At 39.6% G+C, this 20,918-nt stretch carries 20 protein-coding genes; 5 read left to right on the top strand and 15 right to left on the bottom strand.

Going from position 1 to position 20,918, the window contains the following annotated elements:
- Positions 1-275 precede the first annotated feature (275 nt).
- A complete protein-coding gene (locus EHQ64_RS10325) occupies positions 276-2,327 on the top strand; it encodes a SpoIIE family protein phosphatase (protein ID WP_135649411.1) in 2,052 nt (683 codons plus the stop codon).
- Between the two features lie 177 nt (positions 2,328-2,504).
- Here EHQ64_RS10325 and EHQ64_RS10330 read toward each other — a convergent pair whose 3' ends face one another.
- The 3 genes from EHQ64_RS10330 to EHQ64_RS10340 form a co-directional block, all read right to left on the bottom strand.
- Positions 2,505-3,743, bottom strand: coding sequence for an SMP-30/gluconolactonase/LRE family protein (locus tag EHQ64_RS10330; RefSeq protein WP_135649412.1), 1,239 nt, complete (start codon positions 3,741-3,743; stop codon positions 2,505-2,507).
- Positions 3,740-4,627 carry a M24 family metallopeptidase gene (locus tag EHQ64_RS10335; RefSeq protein ID WP_135649413.1) on the bottom strand — a complete coding sequence of 296 codons (888 nt, stop codon included), beginning with the start codon at positions 4,625-4,627 and terminating at the stop codon, positions 3,740-3,742. The genes EHQ64_RS10330 and EHQ64_RS10335 overlap by 4 nt, the downstream gene beginning before the upstream one ends.
- Before the next feature lie 92 nt (positions 4,628-4,719).
- Complete coding sequence (locus EHQ64_RS10340) at positions 4,720-5,505, bottom strand: helix-turn-helix transcriptional regulator (protein WP_210410843.1); 786 nt, start codon at positions 5,503-5,505, stop codon at positions 4,720-4,722.
- Positions 5,506-5,614: 109 nt separating this feature from the next.
- Here EHQ64_RS10340 and EHQ64_RS10345 point away from each other — a divergent pair, with 109 nt between their 5' ends.
- Positions 5,615-6,631 carry a zinc-binding dehydrogenase gene (locus tag EHQ64_RS10345; RefSeq protein WP_135649414.1) on the top strand — a complete coding sequence of 339 codons (1,017 nt, stop codon included), beginning with the start codon at positions 5,615-5,617 and terminating at the stop codon, positions 6,629-6,631.
- A 65-nt stretch (positions 6,632-6,696) separates the two neighbouring features.
- On the opposite strand, the gene EHQ64_RS10350 is transcribed toward EHQ64_RS10345, so the two are convergent.
- Entirely contained in the window at positions 6,697-7,971 is a 1,275-nt protein-coding gene (locus tag EHQ64_RS10350; RefSeq protein ID WP_135649415.1) for an SMP-30/gluconolactonase/LRE family protein, read from the bottom strand.
- Between the two features lie 88 nt (positions 7,972-8,059).
- Between EHQ64_RS10350 and EHQ64_RS10355 the strand changes: the two genes are divergently transcribed.
- Entirely contained in the window at positions 8,060-8,347 is a 288-nt protein-coding gene (locus tag EHQ64_RS10355; protein ID WP_135649416.1) for a hypothetical protein, read from the top strand.
- A gap of 22 nt (positions 8,348-8,369) precedes the next feature.
- Here EHQ64_RS10355 and EHQ64_RS10360 read toward each other — a convergent pair whose 3' ends face one another.
- The 6 genes from EHQ64_RS10360 to EHQ64_RS10385 all read right to left on the bottom strand — a co-directional run bounded on the left by EHQ64_RS10360 (position 8,370) and on the right by EHQ64_RS10385 (position 15,149).
- Positions 8,370-9,722 carry an N-acetylmuramoyl-L-alanine amidase gene (locus tag EHQ64_RS10360; RefSeq protein WP_135649417.1) on the bottom strand — a complete coding sequence of 451 codons (1,353 nt, stop codon included), beginning with the start codon at positions 9,720-9,722 and terminating at the stop codon, positions 8,370-8,372.
- A 100-nt stretch (positions 9,723-9,822) separates the two neighbouring features.
- Complete coding sequence (locus tag EHQ64_RS10365; protein WP_135649418.1) at positions 9,823-10,572, bottom strand: hypothetical protein; 750 nt, start codon at positions 10,570-10,572, stop codon at positions 9,823-9,825.
- A 54-nt stretch (positions 10,573-10,626) separates the two neighbouring features.
- A complete protein-coding gene (locus EHQ64_RS10370; RefSeq protein WP_135649419.1) occupies positions 10,627-11,307 on the bottom strand; it encodes an O-methyltransferase in 681 nt (226 codons plus the stop codon).
- Between the two features lie 4 nt (positions 11,308-11,311).
- Entirely contained in the window at positions 11,312-12,142 is an 831-nt protein-coding gene (locus EHQ64_RS10375) for an MBL fold metallo-hydrolase (RefSeq protein WP_135649420.1), read from the bottom strand.
- Positions 12,142-13,575: a M16 family metallopeptidase gene (locus EHQ64_RS10380; protein ID WP_135649421.1), complete on the bottom strand. Its 1,434-nt coding sequence runs from the start codon at positions 13,573-13,575 to the stop codon at positions 12,142-12,144. Before EHQ64_RS10380 ends, EHQ64_RS10375 begins: the two co-directional genes overlap by 1 nt.
- Complete coding sequence (locus EHQ64_RS10385; RefSeq protein ID WP_135649422.1) at positions 13,572-15,149, bottom strand: M16 family metallopeptidase; 1,578 nt, start codon at positions 15,147-15,149, stop codon at positions 13,572-13,574. The genes EHQ64_RS10380 and EHQ64_RS10385 overlap by 4 nt, the downstream gene beginning before the upstream one ends.
- A gap of 95 nt (positions 15,150-15,244) precedes the next feature.
- Here EHQ64_RS10385 and EHQ64_RS10390 point away from each other — a divergent pair, with 95 nt between their 5' ends.
- Positions 15,245-15,865 carry a hypothetical protein gene (locus EHQ64_RS10390; RefSeq protein WP_210410844.1) on the top strand — a complete coding sequence of 207 codons (621 nt, stop codon included), beginning with the start codon at positions 15,245-15,247 and terminating at the stop codon, positions 15,863-15,865.
- Positions 15,866-15,884: 19 nt separating this feature from the next.
- Positions 15,885-16,304: a lipoprotein gene (locus tag EHQ64_RS10395; RefSeq protein WP_135649423.1), complete on the top strand. Its 420-nt coding sequence runs from the start codon at positions 15,885-15,887 to the stop codon at positions 16,302-16,304.
- Between the two features lie 55 nt (positions 16,305-16,359).
- On the opposite strand, the gene mpl17 is transcribed toward EHQ64_RS10395, so the two are convergent.
- From mpl17 to alaS, 5 genes are all read right to left on the bottom strand, one after another.
- Positions 16,360-16,755, bottom strand: coding sequence for a cell surface protein MPL17 (gene mpl17, locus EHQ64_RS10400; RefSeq protein WP_135649424.1), 396 nt, complete (start codon positions 16,753-16,755; stop codon positions 16,360-16,362).
- Positions 16,756-16,807: 52 nt separating this feature from the next.
- A complete protein-coding gene (locus EHQ64_RS10405) occupies positions 16,808-17,191 on the bottom strand; it encodes a helix-turn-helix domain-containing protein (RefSeq protein ID WP_135649425.1) in 384 nt (127 codons plus the stop codon).
- Between the two features lie 21 nt (positions 17,192-17,212).
- Positions 17,213-17,515, bottom strand: coding sequence for a type II toxin-antitoxin system HigB family toxin (locus EHQ64_RS10410; RefSeq protein ID WP_135649426.1), 303 nt, complete (start codon positions 17,513-17,515; stop codon positions 17,213-17,215).
- Between the two features lie 93 nt (positions 17,516-17,608).
- Positions 17,609-18,103 carry a YajQ family cyclic di-GMP-binding protein gene (locus EHQ64_RS10415; RefSeq protein ID WP_135649427.1) on the bottom strand — a complete coding sequence of 165 codons (495 nt, stop codon included), beginning with the start codon at positions 18,101-18,103 and terminating at the stop codon, positions 17,609-17,611.
- Entirely contained in the window at positions 18,103-20,862 is a 2,760-nt protein-coding gene (alaS, locus tag EHQ64_RS10420) for an alanine--tRNA ligase (protein ID WP_135649428.1), read from the bottom strand. The genes EHQ64_RS10415 and alaS overlap by 1 nt, the downstream gene beginning before the upstream one ends.
- Positions 20,863-20,918: the final 56 nt, after the last annotated feature.

Raw genomic sequence — 20,918 nt, forward strand, 5'->3', positions numbered from 1 at the left:
TCATAGGAAATAAATTCTTAATTAAAATTCAATAGGAGCTAAATAGAAAGATCTTCTTTTAGATTTTTACCAAGACCGATCCTTTGAACTGCATCTCTAACACTGCGTACGATTGAACGAAATATTTGCCAAAACTGTTTCAAATCGAGATCGGACCGGATCTATGATCTAATAAAAAAACAGAAACCTATTTGTTTTTAGCTATCGGAAAACTCGGGCTCGGCTAAGTTCATTGAAATTTCTGACACGTCGGCGTTAGACATTCCCCTTTAAATATGAGTAGGATCATACGATATTTTTCCTCATCGGTACTTCTACTCGTTCTATTTGCCTGCCAACCCGTCAAAGAAAACCCAAGAGTGATCCAAGGCGTTCTTGATCTCAGAAATTGGGACTTTCAAACGGACGGGAGTGTTAGTTTAGACGGGGATTGGGAATTTTATTGGAACTCTCTTTTAACAAAAGAAAACGATACAAAACTAGATCCTTCCAAAACCTATATCAAAGTGCCCGCTAAATGGGATAAGGGAAGAAATGTTCCTACAAAGTATCCAAGCTACGGATTCGCAAGTTACCGCGCAAAGATCCTTTTGCCAGGATCAGGTTCTCAACTAAGCGTCAAGATCGCTTCCATCAGTTCCTCATATGTTTTATTTATTAATGGCAAGGAGATTTCAAGAGGAGGGTCCATTGGAAATGATGAGTCTAGTTCAAATTCTGGCTACCATCCAGGAGTATTCAGCTTTATTTCACCTGGCTCGGAACTTGAGATCGTACTACATGTAGCGAATTATAGGTATTCGAACGGTTCCGGAATTTGGAACTCGATCCGTTTAGGCTCCAATTCGGAGATCCAACAACTTTCCTTAAGAGCAACAATGCTCGACTCTATCACGTTCGGGACTTTGTTCGTAATGTCCCTATATCATTTTACTTTCTATTTAATGAGAAGAAGGGATCCTTCTGCTCTATTTTTCGCGATCCTATGCCTTTGTATCGCCTTACGAGTCGCTTTTTACGGAGAAAGGATCTTCTTTAACGTATTTCCGATCTTTCAAAATTACGAGTTTGCCGTTCGAGGTGAGTTACTTTTTCTTTTTTTACTTCTTCCGGGAACGATCTTATACGTTCAATCGGTGTTCAAGGACCAACTAAAAAAAGACAAATTCTTAAATATTATATTTTACTTAAGTATACCTTTAGTGCTTTCAGCTGTGATCTTACCGACAAAGATCTACACCCATTCTTTCTTTGTTAATGCGCTTGAAATCCAAATGATAGCGGTTTTAGCCTATTTGTTTTTCAGATTAGCATTTATGTCTTTCCAAGCGATAGATGGAGCAAGGATCTGTTTTTTCAGTCTGCTGGTTAACCTGATCACAGTCGCAAATGATATACTCTATCTGAATAAATTTATAGATTCTTTTTATCTTGTTCCGTATGGGGTTTTGGCTCTTGTTCTTTCCCAATGTGTGCTGCTCGCATCCAGATTTTCCAAAGGATTTCTGTTGGCGGAAGATCTAGGAGAGGAATTAAAAAAACTGAATATAAATCTAGAACAGATCGTAGTAGAAAGAACGGAAAACCTAAACGAATCCTTAAAACTACTGCGCGGGGATTTATCTTTAGCTAAAAAATTGCAACAGAAGACACTTCCTACTTTAGACCTAAATGATAAAAAGGTCTCTATTCATCCGTATTATCTTCCTATGTCCGAGATAGGAGGAGATTATTACGATGTATTCGAATTAGAACCCGGTTATTTCAGATTATTTTTAGTGGATGCGACCGGCCATGGAGTGCAAGCAGCCTTATTGACCATGACGATTAAGGCGGAATTCGAAAGCCTAAAATTCACGAAGGAAGAACCTTCCAAAGTATTAGAATTGTTGAATAAAGCCTGCTGTCAGAAATATAGAAGTATTAACATCATTTTCTCTGCGGTTTTGGCGGATATAGATCTGAATAATAACACTCTTTATTATTCTTCCGCGGGTCATCCTCCCCAAGTCCTAAAACAAAAACAAGAAGAAGCGGATTATCTATACTCCAGAGGTCCAATCATCGGATTAAAAAAGGAAGCTACTTATAAAAACGTAAAAGTTTCCTTAAGACCTGGAAATAGGATATTTTTCTTCTCGGATGGGATTTTCGAGGAATTCGACCAAGAAAAAAGGGAATTCGGAGAGAATAGAGTACTCTCATTATTAAGTAAAGATGTAGGACTTCGAGAAGTCGCAGAAGGACTTATTTCGGAACTTCAAATTTTTGTAGGCCCAAGAGGCTTTCAAGACGATGTGACCCTTCTCGCAGTCGAAGTCCATTAAAGATTCCTGAGCAATATTTCCGCTTAGTTTCAGAGACACTTCGAGCACGACTGCATTCTCCCGCGATAGGGATACGTAGGCCTTTAGTCTCGAAGAGACGAGGGCGAAGCCCGAGGCCGGAGTAGCCCGGTCCGAGCATAGCGAGGAATCGCCCATATTTTATAAATAGTTAATATTCTATTCCTTCATCCCCAAAGAAGAGATCGATAATGAATACAAACCCCTGGAATTTTTATCGAAGGAAGGAAAATACGCTCTTCCTGCAAAAGGGACCGAGACGGAAATATCCCTGATCTTAGAACCATCGTGCATATAATAATAAAGAGGTTTTTCTCCTTTTTGATCCAACACCAACAAACCTGTATTATGCGAGATAGGTAATATTTTTTGGGGAATGGATAGAATGAAGGTCTTTAGCCAAGGGTTACGATGCACAAAATTAACAAGTCCCGATCTTTTTTTAATGATCCCCACCCAAATCCTTCCTTGCTCATCTCTTTCTAATCCGTCTGCAAGACCTGGCAAATTCTCTAGTAGGACTTCCGACGTTCCTTGTTTTGATCCGCTTATATAAGCCTTTATGATCCTAAACTTGGTAGTCTCAGTAAATACAACAGACTCTTCGTCGTTCTTTCCCGATGTGTCGATCAGTATCCCGTCCACAAATGTGAACCCGCTGAGGATAAGTGATATCGTTCTTTTTTCGCGATCATACATCCATAGCTTTCCATGAGGATAAAGTCCGATCGCTTCCGGAACCGCGCCACTTCCCATTGCGGCATCTTCTCTTTCAAACGGTTCGGTGATATAGATCCTATTTCCATCGTCAGAAATCGCGAGATCATTACATAATGAAAAAGGACGAGAATTCGAAGTATTCAGTTCATCAATCTTGTATGTAGGCCTTTCCGAATCAGTGTAAACTTTTTCGAATTCTTCCTTTTGTATTTTAGGTAAGTCTAATAGAATCGGAGTAACATTTTTAGAGTTCACATGGACTTCATATAACCCTACTCGATTTTTTTCAGTATAAGATTCTCCTCCTAGGCGTGACGAGCATACGAGGATCCGTTCCTTATTTTTGTCTGCAAATCTCATTCCGGCCGGATTAACAGGAGGTTTAACCCATTGTTGTGCTTTTTCGGATTGAAAATCCAATTTCCAGATCCAACCGTCCATACCGGAAGCGTATGCGTTCTTGTTTTTCGGGTCAAAGATCAAATCATCATGCCCTGGAAGGTCTTTCATTTCCACCTGAAGACCGTTTAAAAATGGATCTTGTTGAGCCTTTACCTCCGATATAGATGCAGGAACTTCTCCCAGGGTATAGGACTCTCCTATTTTAATCTTTCCTGAATTACAACCGATACAATATAGGAGAATTATATATATTATAAATTTATTATTTTTATTCACGCGATTTCCCTTAGTTCTCCGTATTTTTTTACATGCGGGACTTCTTCGTCCAACCAATATACCTTATCTTTTTCTACCACTAATATCTCTTCGAATTTGAATCCGGTTTTTCCTCTTCCTAGGTGAGGTTCGATCGCCCAAAGTCCTATTTTTTCTCCCTCATGGTCCGGAGTTAATAGTTCTGGCAAAACCTTATGGGATAAAAATTCAAAGGATCCTTGCAAGCTAAACCAACTTGCAAAACTGATTGGCAGTAATGGAAAAGAAATTTTAGGAAGATGCACTTTATATACTCGATGTCCCAATACTGCAAATGGGTACAAAGAATGTACATTATCGAATCCGCTTTGTTTTGCGTCCTGATCTATCTTCCACCAAATTTCTGAAGAACTCATAGAAGATGCAAAATACTTAGGGATCTCTGATCTTAATTTCATAAGATATCTCATTCCGGAATCCAATTCTGAATTTTGAGTAAGTGAAGAAGAATATCCGATGTCCCCGATATAACCGTCTACAACGGGTGACACATCCAAAATGAAAGATTCGTTTTCTTTTAATATACGTTTGCTCGGGTGAAACTGTGTGAATCTTTTATAACCATCAAATCTTGCGTGTTCTCCGAACCATGCAAATGGGCGATGTAGAAAAACTTTAACTCCATGATCTCGCAAAAACATATCCATTCGTTTTGCGGCTTGTTTTTCCGTCCAACCTTCCCGTATTTCTTTTTCGACTTCCGTTACGCATTGATACGCTAATCGTTGTGCTTTTAAAAAGCCTTCCTTCTCTTCTTTACTCGGTATCTTGATTGAGCTGGAATTATATCTGGAGATCTTAGAAGAAAGTTTAGATAGGATTCCCTTTCGATTTTCTATAGGCATATGTTTCTCTTCGTTCCTAACAAAAGAGTAACAGAATTGGGAGTCTAAGGCTTGAATGATTCCGGTGTGGATCTTTTTTTTAATTAGATAAACTATTCGATTTCACAAAATCTAAGCTCAATCGATTTTAAATGCCCAAAAAAGAGAGAAGGCACAAATCCGAAATTCTCCTTAAACGTTCTAGTGAAATGAGCGGAATCCGAAAATCCTGCAGCGTGGGCAGCCTCGGTCAGATTTTTACCTTCTTTCAGAAGTTTTGCAGACTCAAGTATCCGAACCCATAATAAGTATCTTCGAAGAGGGATCCCCAGATTCTCTTTAAAAAGACGGATCAGTCTATCTTCAGACACCGAGAAATGTTTACCAATTTCTTTCATTCGAATACTATCGGGAATTTCCTTACGGATCATCTCGGCAATCTGTATGATCCTCTCATCTATGGATTTGGTAAGTTTTTGAAAAGGGTAAACAGAACGTAAAAGATCTAAATGTAGATCCCAAACTTCCTGGTCTTTTAATTTGCCGTAATATAGATCCCAAAGTCTCTCTATCAAGTGTTGGAATTCCGACACATCTAATCGTTTTACCTTTCCCATCTCCGCGTATTCTGAAATGGAAGAGTATTCGTATGTTTCAGGATCTATCAGTAGGGCAACCATCTCCTTACCTGGAGAGACAGTTCTATGATACGTATTCGGGCCTACTAAGGCTACCCTATATTCCTCTTTTCCGTTCTCAGTTTCTATCTGAATATTTTCTTTTAAAGAGATCGCAAGAGTTGCTGCATAATGAACATGAAAATCCGTTTGCATCGCGTTCGTTGCAAACAACACACGACCATTCATTAAATATAGAATTCCGTTCGAAGTAAAATCCATGAAAGGTTTCGGAGATATGTTTTTTTCGTTTTACCGGATTCGTTCAAGCGGAAACCGAAATAATTATGATACTTTTTCAAATAATGAAGACGAAAGATCGGAGAGTTGAATGAGACAAATCGTAATCACTAAAAAAGGAGGGCCTCAGGTCCTGAAAGTATTGGAGGTAGCGGATTTACTACCAAGTTCGGGAGAAGTGAGAATTTCCGTAAAAGCCTCAGGATTAAATTTCGCAGATATCATGACCAGAATGGGAGTTTATCCGGATGCACCACCCTATCCTTGCGTAATGGGATATGAAGTGTCAGGTATCATAGATAAAATTTCTTCCGGAATCGATCCTTCTTGGTTAGGTAAAGAAGTATTAGCTATCACAAAATATAAAGGCCAAGCGGAGCAAGTAATCGTACCGATAGATCAAGTTTTTGAAAAACCTCCCACGATGTCATTCGAACAAGCCGCAGCTTTTCCTGTGAATTACCTCACTGCATATCTTATACTATCTGCAATGGGAAGTTTACAATCCCACGAAACAGTACTGATCCATAATGTAGGAGGAGGAGTCGGCCTCGCTGCGTTAGAAATATCTAATCATATCGGCGCAGAAACATTCGGAACTGCAAGCCAAAGAAAACATGAATTCCTAAAGAAAAAAGGCTTAAAATATGCGATAGACTATCGTAATCAAAATTGGAAAGACGAGTTGATGAAATTAACTAACGGAAGAGGAGTTGATTTGGTCTTAGATCCTATCGGTGGAAAAAATTTGAAACAAAGTTATCAGTCAGTAAGTAGCACCGGAAGAGTAGGACTTTTCGGTTTGTCCGTAGTTACCGAACCGGGATTGGGTGGCACATTCCAAAAATTAAAAATGTTATTCCAAACTCCGATCTTTCACCCATTTCAATTTTTATTAAGCAATAAAGGAGTATTCGGTGTTAATATGGCAAGACTCTGGCATGAAAAGAAAAAAGTCAGGATCTGGGCCGACATTCTATTGTCAGGTCAAAAAGAAGGATGGATCAATCCTCATGTGGACAAGGTTTTTAAGTTCGATCAAGTCGGAGAAGCGCATCAATATATAGAATCCAGACAAAATATTGGGAAGGTGATCCTGGTTCCATAGAGACAAATTGACTTAAAACAGAATGCTCTTTCAAGAGAACATTCTGTTTTTATGAAATACTCAGATTATAAAGGATATGGGATAGTATTAATCCCCTTATATCCTTTTTCATAAACGGATAAGAATACTTTTTCCTTTCCAGGGATCACAACGATCAAAGTGGAAAAAATAGAACCGTTATGTATTCCATAATATAAAGGTTTTTTGCCATCTTCTGAAAGGAGCAACAGTCCGGATTTTCTAGAGACCGGCTGAAATCTTTGTGGGATATACAACACGATATTCTTCCAGAATGGATGACTATGAAGCCAAGTCACTAGTTTGGATCTTTCAAAAACTAATGCTACCCAAACTCTTCCTTGAGGATCACGATCCATCCCATCCGGAAATCCAGGCAACCCGTCTATCGCGACCTCGTCTTTTCCTGAATTTTGACCTGACAAATGTAGACGCAAAAGTCGAAACTTAGATACTTCGTTCAGTAGAATGGAAGTTTCGATATTTTGGCCGGGCGGGTATTCCAACAAGATCCCATCCACATAAGCATAATCATACGCTACGAGACTCGCAGTATTTTCTTTCAAATCCAACTTCCAAACATTACCGTTTTGCCCCAAGGTTAATGCTTCATTCCTAGATTGATCGCTCACACCTAAAATTGCACCTGCATGATCATACGGTTCAGTAAAATATATGCGCTCTCCGTCCCTACTGATCGCTAAATCATCCGCTTTTTCTATAAGACGGCTATTCGAATCATTCATTTCCGAAAAACGAAGTTTAGGCCCTTTTCCGTTCGAATATAATTTTCCGAAAGAACTCGTTATATTTTGATCAGGAGTTTTCGGGATTATCGGGACCCGAGTAGAAATTTTACGGATCGTTTTATTAGATATTTTTAATTCATAGATACCGGGACCACTCGGGTCTACCGGATCATCCTTTTTTCCCCTGGATGCACAAAAATAGATCAGATCCGGATCTTTAGGATGAGAGACCATTCCGCCCGGCATCAATGGAGCTTTGACGAACTGCTCCGCCTTATTTTTCTGTAAATCCAGGATCCAGATAAATCCATCCATCGAAGCCACAAAGGCTCTTCCTAAATTTTCTTGAAGTAAGATCTCGTCTTGAGCGGGAACATCTGTAAACGATGTTTGGATCCCTAGTTCGGATAGATCTTTGGAGTCCTTTACTTTTTCGATTTCCTCGTTATAATGAAATTGAACAGGCTCTCCAATCTGCTTTTTGAAATGATCTTCTGGAATAGAGATTAAATTCCAAAAAACGATCACAACAACTGCAAGAACGAGTAAATATAAATATCTCTTACGATTCATTCAATCATTTTACTCAAGAGAGGTCAGAAACGCTTGAATGAAAACGGTATAGAACGGAAAAGAAAACCCTTGCTAAGTATTCTGGAAATTGGAAAATTTAATTTTGGAAGATCAAATGATATATACTATTATAGCTAGTATTGAGCTTTTTTGCTTAAGTGCTGCCTTGGCTTATTATAGCTATTTGCGCATTTTTCGCACTTCCGCAGTTCAAAACTGGATTGTTAATGGAGAACAAACAGAAATTGCAAAACTTGCAGCGGCGGACTCAAGCACGATTTATAGAATAAAATTTATCGGGGTTGTCGTTTTAATGATGAGTTTAGTATGTTTATTTTTGATGTTGAGACCTCTATGGTTCCACCTAAAGAATTAAAAATATTTCTCAACAACCTACTTTACTCATCTCTTACTAATCTAAAATAATTTCCTTCTTTTAAATTTTCGTAACGTGCCCAATCGATCTTTTTTCCCTTGGGGATATAAGTAGAATCGGCAGATTTTATCTTAATACCATGGAACAAAGAATAAATACCGACTGCTATACTAATTGCGGTATCCTTCCTTCTTTGAGTAAGGATCTTCATATCTTTTTCTTTATCTATATAACCAATCTCTAAATAAGCGGAAATTGCATTGATAAATGTAGGGAGGCTATATGTGGAAATATACGGATCGTTGATCGGCCCCGGGTTACTAAGTTCCTCTTCTTGGCTTGGAAAATTTTTTAGACCGTATTGTACAAATCTCATTAATTCTGCAGCGGCGTAATGATTATCTCCACCGAATCCTTCTAATCCGTCTTCCCTTCTCCAAAGTTCCGGTTCTGCTCTTTCTCTATCCCAAAATTTACCTTTAGCGGAATATTCCGGATGTTTCTTGGCATAAGGTCCCGGACCTCCTTCTTTCGCCTTTTCAACCCAACCGGAAGGGTCCGCATATTTCCAACTAACCATGTTTTGGCGATAACCTTCGAAATTAGATAGGTCCGTTTTTTTTCCGGATTTATTAGGCCAGTAACCGTTAAAATAGATCCAAGCATCCGCGACTGCATTCTCTAATCTGGACCATTCCATCTTAAAGCGCATCCATTCGTTCCAAGGCCCTTCTTCAAAAGATTTAGAGGATTTACCTTCCGAAATTTTTCTCAAATTATAGAAGGTACGATAAGAAGGAGTAAGTACTGCAGCCATTCCTCCCGGATGACCTTTCCAACTAGGATTCAAATGTAGAGATACGACAAGATACGGTCTCGCGGCATTGATCCTAGAGATCCTACCCGGTTTTATCTTTCCCGTCTTTTTATCAGGATAATCATAAAGCCTATAGAATGCATTAGGATCCGAACTAAGATCCGCACCTTCTTCCTTTGCTGTTTCTTCTCGAGTGAGATCCGAATCGATACGGATCCAAGGCAAGGGATCGCTCGTGAATTTTTTTGCATGAGAACGGAATGTTTCAAATCCTTCCTGAGTTTTAGTCAAGTCAAGGATCTCTTTTACTTCTTTTGCAAGAGACAAGACCACTTCGCTTTCACGTCTGGATTTTGTCTGAGCTCCCGCTTTATAAGGCTCTAGATATTTATTAGAGATCGGATCATATTTATCTCCATGCTCTTCCTTCGGTTTGAGGTCCAATCCGCCATGCCCCGGATCTATGATGATATTGTAGGTTTTTTTAGGGATTTCTTGCGCAAGACTTGGGATGGAACAAATGAAGAAGAGAAGATATAAGAAAATTTTTCGTATCACGAATGGAAATTTATTTCTCCGAGGATATCAGGCATAGCCTGGTATCCCCAGTTGATACGTCAAGGAATCCAGAAATTAATTTCAGGATCCGGAAAGAAACTTAGAGTTTAGATTCGGCGAATACCATATTCCGGTTATCGCTCAGATCTACTTTATATTTTTCCCGGATATTCTTACTCTCTTCTTCCGTTTTCAGTTTGCTCAGAATAGAGATCCCGTATTCCTTCGCGATCCTAAGATGCATGAGACTATCCTTATAACGAGAGTCCCTTCTCATTTTTTCAGCCTGGATAAACTGATAATAAGCGATCTGAAGTTTATGTTGGTTTTGAGAAATTTCTCTACCTGCATATTTCGCAGCCGCTCCAGGGCCTTGTTTTTGCTCGATAGAAACGATTGCGTCCGCGCATTCTCCAAGAAGTTGATCTACCTTTTGATTATACAGATCGGAGAACTTATTGTATAACTTATTAGTCTCGTCTTCAGTTTCCTTCATCTTGCGACCGGCAACTACGTATTTACGCATTAAAGAATAACGATACGCTTCGTTGTATTTTTTCCAGATAGTGTCGAAGTCCTGTTGGGAGTTCTGCACCTGAGATCCGAAATTTTTTACTACCACTTCCAAAGCGCCTAGATCGTTTTTGATCTTATTTTGAGTGGAATCCAAGGTTCTGGCAAAATGGAATTCCTCCAAATAATCTCCCTGGTATTTAGGATCTTCTGCCGCAGATAAAGCAGCTCCCTTACCATCGTTATTTGCTGGTTTATTTTGTGCAGACACACCGTACGAGATTAGGACCAAGCTTGCGAATAGAGCTAAGGTCCGAGGGAAAGAAATTTTTGTCATGTGATCGACCCTTCGCGGTAATATAACACAATCAGGAAGAAGGGAACAAGCTTTTTATTGATTAAAATCGAAACATAATATTCCGTCACCAACAGGGAATAAGGTGTATTTAATCTTAGAACTTTTGGCTAAGGTCCATAATTTTCTGACAGCCTGATCGGAAGGAGCCTGGTTTTGAGGATCTGCGATCCTTCCATGCCATAGAACATTGTCATAAACAACTCTCAGGTTGCGGTGCTTCCCCTTCTCCAATATCATTTCTAAAATTTCCGGATATTTGATCTTATCACAATCCACAAATAAGAACTCTTTTCTATCCGAAATGGGAGAATCCAAAAATTCGAGAGCTGCCAGAGAACAATCCGCATTCAAAAATTCCACCCTTTCGATCTCGGGGCCTAATTTCTCCAGATAAGACCTTGCGGTCTGTATAAAATCAAGTTCACGATCCACAGTTTTGATCTTTGCGTTTTTGGAGAGGGAAGATAAAATCCAAACTAAAGAGACTCCATATCCAGTTCCAAGCTCTAATACAAAATCAGGATCCCAAGAGGAAATCAGAAAAGAAAGAACGGAACCAGACGCAGGGCTTAGTACTGGAAACTTGTCCTCCGCTGCTTTTTTTTCCAGCTCAAGCATCCAATCATAAGGCCTCTGCACAAGCTCCGAATGGATCCAATCTTCCAAACCATCCGAAAAAATAGAAGTCCCGTATTTTCCTTTCTGAGAACTCATAATTTCAATCCGGAATAAATAGATGGATCCTGTCTTTTTCTGAAGAAGGGATCCTCTTAGATAATACTTTCCTAATATAGCTCGGAGGATAACGTTTGGAAAAATGGATTAGCACGATTTTTTCGTTCTTAAAAGAAGGCAGATGGTGTAGGATCTCATCCAAATGTGTATGTCCCCATTCTCTTGCGTTCTCGACTGTCCTTTCTTGGTCTATATAAGTACATTCTAAAAACAGGACTTCGGATTCTGCTACATCCTTATGAGTTAACACGTATTCTATTTTTGTGTCTCCGGAAAAGCTTACCAAAGGTTTGGTGATCAGTTCGTTTACTTCCACACCTTCCGATTTTTTTTGGACAAGTTCAGGCCCAGTCAGTCCTGAGAATTCCGATTTAAGTTTTTTCTTTCTCTCGTAGATCGTGTATCCTTGAGAAGAAACCCTATGAAATGTTCTCCAAGCTTTAAAAAAATGGAATGTATCCAAATCCACTTCTTCCCCTTCTCCCAAGGCTTTCATTTCATATACATACGGGAAATCCTCTATTTTGGAATAAAGAGATAAAATCTCCCTCATCGGTGCTTCCAAGTCTTTAGGAAGATAAATTTTAGGAGGGGTTAATTTACGTAATGATCTTTGAGAAATATAATATGGGATCCCCGCAGAATGATCCAAATGAGCATGAGTCAGTAACAATCTTTCAATATTAACTCGATCCGGATTCTGATGACCTATATCGAACATCAGATCCAAACGAGGAAGAGCTATAGATGTGCGAATTCCCCCTTCCGAAATTCCTTCGAATATATAACCTTTATGTTCGAATCTACACTCCATCAGGGGATCGGATCTTCCGGACCTACAACTTTTTGTCCGGGCAACTCAGAAGAGACCACGGATTTCGGTCCGGAAACGACTGCAGTTAATTTGTCTCTTCTGAAATATATTTTACCAACTCTTTTAAGATCCGCAAGGCTTACTTCCTGGATCTTGTCCCTATACTTACGAAGATAATCCTTAGGCATTTTATGCTCTCTAAATCTCACTTCGTTGCGAAGAATTTCCATAGAATCCGTGAATAAGAAAATAAACTTATTCAATATCGCTTCCTTCGCATTCTTCAATTCATCTTCGCGTATATTAGAAAATGTTTCATCACTCAGGATCTCTCCCATAAGATTATAGACTTCCATCGTACTTTGGGATTTTGTCTGGGTGAAAAAATAAAGAACCGAATGATCCTTTTCGAATACAGGATGACTGGAAGAAGAGTAAGCTAACCCTTTATCGGATCGGATCTTGTTCATAAAGTAGGAAGTAAAACCTCCACCTCCGATCAGGTAATTCAGGACTTGTACTGCATAAAAATCCTTATCATTATGTGCAGGACCAACGCCTAAGAACAAAACTAAGTTCTGAGTATTTGCCTTGTCCACGATCAGGTTTTTGAGATCTCTTTCTTTTAGATTCTTATTTAATTCTTCCGAACTGGAACCTTCCGATTCCATGATAGGTTTTCCGGAAAAACCAGGAAGGATATCCTCTAAAAATTTGGGGATCTCTTCTTGTTTCCATTTCCCGGTCAATAAAATAGACCTTCTGGAATTCAATAATTGATTTTTATAATATTCGTTTAGGCTCTCTTCTTTTAACTCATCCAAATTTTGCAAAGAAAGAGACTTACCTTTTACTTTTCCATGATATACAAGTTCGGTCGCTTTTCTAAAAGCAAGCCCGGTGATATTATCATTTCTTCTTTTGATCTGCTCTCCTAATTGCAATCTTGCGATCTCGAAAGCTTCTTTGCCGAATATAGGCTCTTTCAAAAATTCGGAAATGAGCGCCTTGGACTCCTTATCATATCTGGAAAGCCAAGAGAAAGTCAAAGTGACCGTATCAAGATCGGAATCCACTCTGAGCTTGGAGCCGTATGACTCCCAAACTTCCGCAAAACTTTCTCCCGGGTGAGAATTTGTTCCCCCTTTCTTCCATGCCTCCGGAAAAATTTCCACAAGCTCGGAAGAAGTTTTAGTGAAATAAGAAGGTCCCGCATAAAATGAAATTTCCAAGGTTTTGATCGGAAACTCGGGATTTTCCAAATATAGGATACGAGTATTTGGATCGGTTCCTAGATCTTTTATTTCCGGGAAATGGAATTCTAATGTTGGGACCTTTACATCCTTAACAAAATCTCCGGGTGCTGCATCATTTGCGCTGAAGGAAAATAATAAAACGAGTGAGGAGATAATTAATCTTTTTCGAATATTCATTTTTTCTCTCCGTCTGAATTCACTAGATCACCCACTGTTAAATTCCTGGATGTAAAATATTTTTTTGTAACTCTCATAATGTCTTCAGGGGTTACACGATCCAGACGAGCATAATCGTCGAAGATCTCAGTCCAATCTCCCGCCACCAATTCGTAGTAAGTAAGGACATCCGCAAGTTTGGAGTTACTGTTCAGACCTCTGATATAATCCGCCACGATCTGATTTTTAATCTTCAGAAGTTCTTCTTCAGTAACCGGCTCGTTTTTCAGAGTTTCCAACTCTTCTAAAATAGAAGATTCTATTTTATCAGGATCTGCTCCCCTTACATTGGTAACGTAGATCGCGAATAAATTCGCATATCTTTCTCCGGGCTCTCCCGTCCAACACGCGACTCTTTGAGCGAGTTTGTCCCGAAGTACTAATCTTTTATACAATCTTCCGGTCTCACCTTGGGATAAGATCGCATCGATGAGTTCCAATACAGGTTTGTCCGGATGAGGAGAAGCAGGGGTTAACCAACCCATCACCTTCATCGGCCCGGAAGAATGTTTTACCGTTACTCTTCTTGTTTCATGATCGAAACTCTCTTCAGGATTTTCAGTAACAGGAGAAGGCCCGTCAGGAATATCTTCGAAGTATTTGCGTACTAATTTTTCGGTCTTATCAAAATCTAGATCACCAACGATCCCGATCGCCATATTATGAGGTCTGTATTTTTGTTTAAAAAATTTCTCTGTCTTATCTATATCTAAAAAAGGAAGATTGGACTCGAAACCGATCACAGGCATTCCATAAGAATGTTTTTCGAAAGCTGCTCCCAAAAATTTCTCTCTCAGGATCCCCATTCCTTGGTTTTCGACACGCATCCTTCTTTCTTCTAAGACCACGTCCCTTTCAGTATAATATTCTCTTAATATAGGATCCTTGAGCCTATCCGATTCCAATTTGGCCCAGATCTCCAATCTATTTGCAGGAAGTAAGATCTGATAATTCGTAACATCGTTGGTGGTATACGCGTTAAAACCTGTGCCACCGTTTTTTTCGTATATATAAGAATCTTCATTGGAAACCACAAACTTGCGATGTAGTTCCAACAGGTTTTTAAATCTGGTCTCCAATATATTCTTATCTTTGATCAATTTTTCAGGGACCGGTTGTCCCTTTGAAGTTAACTCTCTCTCTTGCAAACGATAAGAATCCAGACGTTTTCCCCAAACTCGTATCTGGTCCAAATATACTTTTTCTTTTTTATAATCGGTGACACCTATATTCTTTGTGCCCTTAAAAAGCATATGTTCGAGCAAATGTGCAGTTCCCGCGATCTCTGGAGTTTCATCCGCGGCTCCTACTAAAAATTTGGTATAAACCGCAACAGTAGGAGAATCTTCCCTCTTCATCATTAGGAGCCTGATCCCGTTTTTTAAAACGATCTTCTTGGTCCTGGATTCGAGCGTGGTTCTGATCTCTTGGAAGATATCCCCATCGGCAAAGGTTCCGAAATTTATAAAAAAGTTCAGAATAAAAAAGAGTAAAAAGAAACGAGAGATGACGGATCCGAATAGATGTCTCGACATAACCAACAAGATTTCCTCAAAAACAAATGTTGTCCAGAAGTTACCAAGAAAAAATCCCGCTGGTTTTTGTAGAGGGATGCTATAAACTAGGAACTATGTTCCGGGTTTTGTCGGTCTCATTCCTTCTTCTTATTCTTTCCTCCTGCGAACCTGCGGATCCCGAATATAGAAGAAAAGTTTGGGAAAACCTGAACGACTCAGGATTTATATCGCATGACTATTTCCAAGTCGTAGTAACTGTCCCAGTTCCCAATCAAGAGAAGCCTCTATTAACATTGAGAGAAGATTGTAAGACCAGAGCGATACGTAAACGGGACGAGATATCGATCAATCTAATAATCGCGCAAATCACCGAAGAAAATAAAACTTGGATCGGGGTCGGAGTCAATTCTACCGTTCCAAAATATGAACCTCTTCCTGGACCGATCCAGGCAGTCAGAACTAAATCCAATTCTCCTATGGGCGCTGCATCCATAGCCACCCAGGTTGTCCAAACCCAAGAAGAGGACACCGGCCCTGAGGAAAAAAAAGAAAAGAAGAAGACGGAAATCATAAATGCGGATTATCTAACCTACCGAGCAAGTTTCGCTTGGCTTTTAGATAGATTGTTCTTATACAAAGAAGACTATAGCGATCCCAAGACCTGCACAATGGTATTTCGGATCGTAGATGCGGATTTACTAAAGCGGACCTTAGAAACAAAAATAACTCAGTGAGATAGAGGAAATCCAATCTATGCCTACAAAAACGATTTTTGCAATACTGATCGTTTCTCTAATTTCCGTTTGTAAAACTCCTCAAACGGAAGAGCCTAAAAAAGAAACTCCTAAAAACGTAACAGAAGAATCTGCGCCTACCGAAGACGATCAATTCGTTAAGGCTACCGAAGGATTTATCAGTTCTTCAACATACCAAGTAGTTGTTTCTTCTTTAGATAGTAACGAAGGAGAGGCTCTCGACCTGGCTAAAAAAAGGGCCTTAAATCTGTTTATCGCGGAGAAGGGAGATTCTTTCCGTCCTACCGACAGAAAATTTTTAAAAGAACTTGTGGATACAAAAGGTAAGATCGTAAAAACTTCCAAGCCTATCAATGGAAAGACTTATTATCTATTTCATGTTTCTCAGCCTGACTTAAAAATAGAGATTAAAAAATAGTACATAAAAAAAGCGGCATATTTGCCGCTTTCCTTCCATCAGATCCGGTCTCGGATCATTGAATAATTTCTTTTTGTAATATCTTTCCTGGGATACAGATATTACGATTATAATCGCAGTAGAAAATTTTCGCGTGTATTTCCAATTCTCCGCTTCCTTCCAACTTCACTTGCATAGGCTCCACAGTTTCAAAATATTCTTTTTTACGAGTGGATGTTTTTCCCTTTAGTTTTAAGTCGGCGGAAATCACTTTTAGCCCAGGTCCAGGGTTGATCAGAATTCTGTGAGGAGCTTCTTTTTGTATCCCGAAATTTTCAGGATGAATCACTTTGAGAAGATAAGAAGAAGGGGATGATCTTTCTAATTTAAATTTGATCGGGCTCTCTTCCTCTGCCGAAAGACCGGAGATCAATAAGATAGATATAATTGCGGCGAATGAGAAACGTTTCATACGTAAATTAGACCCTCAGCGCATCCGAATGTTTTGTCAAGCCGCTAACCTTTTATTTTTTTGTGGTGTATTTTTGGATCAATATATCACCCGAAATACCTAAGGAATCATTCAGTTTTCTGATCGCTTCGATCGAAAGTGGGATTTTTTTGTTCAGATACTCGGAGGCTCTCTGTTTAGATCCTAAAATTTTTGCCACGTCCTTTTGAGTAAGACCTTGTTGTTCCATTCTGAAGAGGATCGCATCTATCGGATGAGGCGGAAAGATCAGGACATGTTTCTCCTCATAATTACTTACCAAGACAAATAATGTCTCTAATTCGATTTCTTGATCTCTTGTTCTTTTTTCAAGATCCATCAATGTTTCGATCCGCTTTAAGGCAGATTTATGATCAGTTTTGGAAATCACCGGCTGTACTAGAATCGCATTTGTCATAATAAAACCCTTGGACAGAATCTAAATCGTGGTCGCATCTATTCGATCGTATTCGGAATGAGTTCCTACAAATCGAATAAACACTCCCCCAAACTTATATTCCATCTTTACAATAATTCTGTAATTATTCCCGCCCACATTAAAAACGACTCGATTCCCCGGAAAAAAATCAGCGGACCTATATCTTTCTCTGATGATCTTAGGTTCTGTCCAAAATGATTTCTTAGCGTCCCAGTACCAGGCAGATAAAGGAATTTCTGCTTTTGGATGTTTTTTCCAGAAATCCACAAGTGTTGCTCTGGAAATGATTCGGTTTTTTCGCATATCACGAATCTACCAGAAAGTTCCAAAAATTGGAACTACAAATTTTCAAAAACCGCAGACTCCTGCGGAATATTGATTACCGGAGAATAATGATTAGCCCTTAAAGTTTTGGAACTGAACGTCGAAAGGTAGATCGGCTGCTTTTAGAAGTCTCATAATCTCTTGCAGATCATCCTTCTTCTTACCTTGGATCCTGACGCAGTTTCCCATGATGGTTGGGATCACTTTCAGTTTAGAATCTTTTACGATCTTTGTAATTTCTTTGGTCTGCTCTTTTTCTAGACCATTACGGATCTTCACTTTCATCCGAACAGTGTTACCGGTTGCAGGCTCTATTTTGGATTTAAAGTCGAAAGATTTGAGACCGAGTCCTCTTTTCGCCATTTTGTTGATGAGAACATCGATTACACTTTCCAACTTCGCTTCGTTGTCGGAAGTTAAAACAAGATTCTCTTCTTCCAATTTGATCTCTGATTTGGAACCCTTAAAATCGAATCTATTTTTGATCTCTGCGATCGCTTGGGTGACCGCATTTTGTAATTCAGGTTTGTCGATCTCGGAAACTACGTCGAATGATGGATCGCTCATTATTTTCCTCCATTTAGGCTAAGAGAAATTTTATCTAATGCGGAGCGAACGGCTTCTTCCACTTTGGAGACTTCTTTTCCTCCGCCTTGGGCCATGTCCGGTTTACCTCCGCCCTTACCGCCTAAAATTTCACAAGCGGCCTTTACTAAATCTCCGCAATGAACTTTTCCAACTAAAGAAGAAGAGCAGGTGATCACAATACTTGCATCTTCCGCGTTCTTACTCGCAAGAATTGCCACGATCTCTTTTTCTCTAACCTTAATATTGTCTGAAAGTCCCTTTAATGCCTTCGCGTCCTTGGACTCGAAAATAGCGGATACTACCTTAGTAGAACCGATCACTTTAGAATTTTCGAATACTTTTGCGATGACGTCAGGATTATTTTCGAAATCTCTGGACTCTCTATTTTTCTTTTCTTTCAGGAATTTGGACTGCGTCTCTTCTAACTCCAAAGAGAGTTTTTCAGAAAGATCCCGAAGAGGAACTACTGCACCCGCACCCTTTGTTTCGAATAAAGAACGGATCTCATCCGGACCAGGTATTGAAGTTTTAATAGAAAGAGAAGTCCCTTCTGCTCCAAGCTCGTCTTTGATCTTTAGATTAATATTTTGTACCGATTCCGTTAATTCCGCAAAACGATTCTGAAAGGTCTCGATCACTAAAGGACCAGCGACAGCTTCTATTCTTCTGTTACCTGCACCAGGGCTGGATTCTTTTTTGATGAAGAAGTATCCGATATCTCCGGTATTTACTACGTGAGTTCCTCCGCAGAATTCCAGGGAACGATCTCCCATTTGAAGAACTCTGACGCTATCTCCGTATTTTTCGTCGAAGGCTGCGACTGCACCCGTCTTCTTTGCTTCCTCTATCGGAAGGACTTTTGTCTCCACAGGAATATGACGAACGATACTTTCGTTCACCCAGGATTCTATATTACGAATTTCTTCTACACTTAAAGGGCTCGGATGTGAAAAATCAAAACGAAGATATTCTGGTGATACGATGGATCCTTTTTGGAGTACATGATTTCCCAAAAGATTTCTCAGAGCACCATTCAGCAAGTGAGTACCTGAATGGTGGAATTTTAATCTTTCTCTTCTTTCTTTTTCTACTTCCAGTTTTGCCCTGTCTCCGGAGGAAAAACTTCCGGAAAGAACAGTACCGATATGTAGGATGATATCATTTTCCTTTTGAGTATCCAATACTTTGAAGACGGACCCGTCTTTTCGGATGAATCCGATATCTCCAACCTGGCCCCCTCCTTCCGGATAGAATGGGCTGGAAGAAAATACTAAAACTCCAGACTCTCCTTCTTTTAAAGTTTGAGCCTGTTTATTTTCGGAGAAAATAAACTTCAGATCGGACTCTGCTTCTAATACATCGTAACCCAAAAATTGGGTCTTATCCGTTTTGATCCCTGTGAATAAGGAAACCTTATTTGCTTTCCAAGTCTCTCTGGAAGACTGTCTGTCTTTCTCAAGTTCTTCTTCAAAACCTTTACGATCGAAGGAAAGTCCATGTTCTGCTACGATCTCTTCGGTCATTTCCGCAGGAAAACCATAAGTTCCATAGAGTAAGAAACTGTCTTTTCCGGAGAATGTGTTGGAACCCTCGGATTTTGTTTTTGAAACTAAAACTTCTATCTTCTCCAAACCGATTTCCAAAGTTTTTAAGAAGAGTTCCTCTTCTGCTAGAAGAGTCCTTTCTACCGCAGCAGCGTGTTTTTCAAGTTCCGGATATCTTTCTTTATAAATATTGCATACCGGCTTTACGAGTTTGTATAAGAAGGGTTCCCTCAGATCCAATTTACGCGCGAATAAGACTGCTCTTCGGATCAATCTTCGGATTACATAACCTCTGCCCGTTCTATCGGGATAGATCCCGTCGGAAACTGTAAATAATACGGAACGAATATGATCCGTGATTACTCTGAATGGGACTTTTGTGGATTCCTGATAGGTTTTAACTGAGATTTTTTCGACCTCAGTGATGATTCCTCTTAGTTCATCAGTATCATAAACAGAATCTACTCCTTGTAAAAGAAGAGCTACTCTCTCGAGTCCTGAACCTGTATCAATCCCGGTTTGTTTTAAAGGATGAAGATTTCCTTCCGTGTCCTGATTAAATTGGTTGAATACTATATTCCAAAATTCTAAAAAACGATCGCAATCGCAGCCGGGTTTACATTCGTATTTTACCCCGCAATCAGGAAGTGCCTTTTCAGGTCCTCTATCCAAATACAATTCCGAACAAGGTCCGCAGGCTCCGCTATCTCCCGCAGGTCCCCAGAAATTATCTTTTTTGCCTAAACGAGTGATCCTTTCTTTTGGGATCCCTTTAGAGATCCAGATCTTCTCAGCTTCATCGTCATTCTCGAATACTGTGATCCAAATTTTTTCCACAGGAAATCCAAGACGATTTACGGAACAATCCAAAGCGTATTCGATCGCTTCTTCCTTAAAATAATCTCCGAAACTGAAGTTTCCGAGCATTTCGAAGAATGTACAATGCCTTTCAGTCTTTCCAACATTCTCTAAGTCGGTGGTCCTAAGACATTTTTGAGCGGAGGTTGCTCTTGTATAAGGAAGTTCCACTGCTCCGGTGAATAATGGTTTGAACTGTACCATCCCGGCAGTAGTGAAAAGAAGAGTAGGATCTCCCGCAGGCAGAAGAGACGAAGAAGGAACTATTGTGTGGCCCTTCTCCTTAAAATAATCCAAAAAGATTTTGCGGACTTCGGAAACTTTTTTAAAATTCATGCAACCTCTAAAAACAGAAAATGCCCGAGGTCTTTTACAAGAACTTCAGGCATTCC

This window comes from Leptospira sarikeiensis, assembly GCF_004769615.1.
Taxonomy (GTDB): domain Bacteria; phylum Spirochaetota; class Leptospiria; order Leptospirales; family Leptospiraceae; genus Leptospira_B; species Leptospira_B sarikeiensis.

Excerpts from the sequence above, each read along its gene's own strand:
- EHQ64_RS10325 (WP_135649411.1), top strand. The coding sequence starts at position 276 with ATGAGTAGGATCATACGATATTTTTCCTCATCGGTACTTCTACTCGTT.
- EHQ64_RS10335 (WP_135649413.1), bottom strand. The coding sequence starts at position 4,627 with ATGCCTATAGAAAATCGAAAGGGAATCCTATCTAAACTTTCTTCTAAG.
- EHQ64_RS10340 (WP_210410843.1), bottom strand. The coding sequence starts at position 5,505 with ATGGATTTTACTTCGAACGGAATTCTATATTTAATGAATGGTCGTGTG.
- EHQ64_RS10345 (WP_135649414.1), top strand. The coding sequence starts at position 5,615 with ATGAGACAAATCGTAATCACTAAAAAAGGAGGGCCTCAGGTCCTGAAA.
- EHQ64_RS10350 (WP_135649415.1), bottom strand. The coding sequence starts at position 7,971 with ATGAATCGTAAGAGATATTTATATTTACTCGTTCTTGCAGTTGTTGTG.
- EHQ64_RS10365 (WP_135649418.1), bottom strand. The coding sequence starts at position 10,572 with ATGACAAAAATTTCTTTCCCTCGGACCTTAGCTCTATTCGCAAGCTTG.
- EHQ64_RS10370 (WP_135649419.1), bottom strand. The coding sequence starts at position 11,307 with ATGAGTTCTCAGAAAGGAAAATACGGGACTTCTATTTTTTCGGATGGT.
- EHQ64_RS10375 (WP_135649420.1), bottom strand. The coding sequence starts at position 12,142 with ATGGAGTGTAGATTCGAACATAAAGGTTATATATTCGAAGGAATTTCG.
- EHQ64_RS10380 (WP_135649421.1), bottom strand. The coding sequence starts at position 13,575 with ATGAATATTCGAAAAAGATTAATTATCTCCTCACTCGTTTTATTATTT.
- EHQ64_RS10385 (WP_135649422.1), bottom strand. The coding sequence starts at position 15,149 with ATGTCGAGACATCTATTCGGATCCGTCATCTCTCGTTTCTTTTTACTC.
- EHQ64_RS10390 (WP_210410844.1), top strand. The coding sequence starts at position 15,245 with ATGTTCCGGGTTTTGTCGGTCTCATTCCTTCTTCTTATTCTTTCCTCC.
- EHQ64_RS10395 (WP_135649423.1), top strand. The coding sequence starts at position 15,885 with ATGCCTACAAAAACGATTTTTGCAATACTGATCGTTTCTCTAATTTCC.
- mpl17 (WP_135649424.1), bottom strand. The coding sequence starts at position 16,755 with ATGAAACGTTTCTCATTCGCCGCAATTATATCTATCTTATTGATCTCC.
- EHQ64_RS10405 (WP_135649425.1), bottom strand. The coding sequence starts at position 17,191 with ATGACAAATGCGATTCTAGTACAGCCGGTGATTTCCAAAACTGATCAT.
- EHQ64_RS10410 (WP_135649426.1), bottom strand. The coding sequence starts at position 17,515 with ATGCGAAAAAACCGAATCATTTCCAGAGCAACACTTGTGGATTTCTGG.
- EHQ64_RS10415 (WP_135649427.1), bottom strand. The coding sequence starts at position 18,103 with ATGAGCGATCCATCATTCGACGTAGTTTCCGAGATCGACAAACCTGAA.
- alaS (WP_135649428.1), bottom strand. The coding sequence starts at position 20,862 with ATGAATTTTAAAAAAGTTTCCGAAGTCCGCAAAATCTTTTTGGATTAT.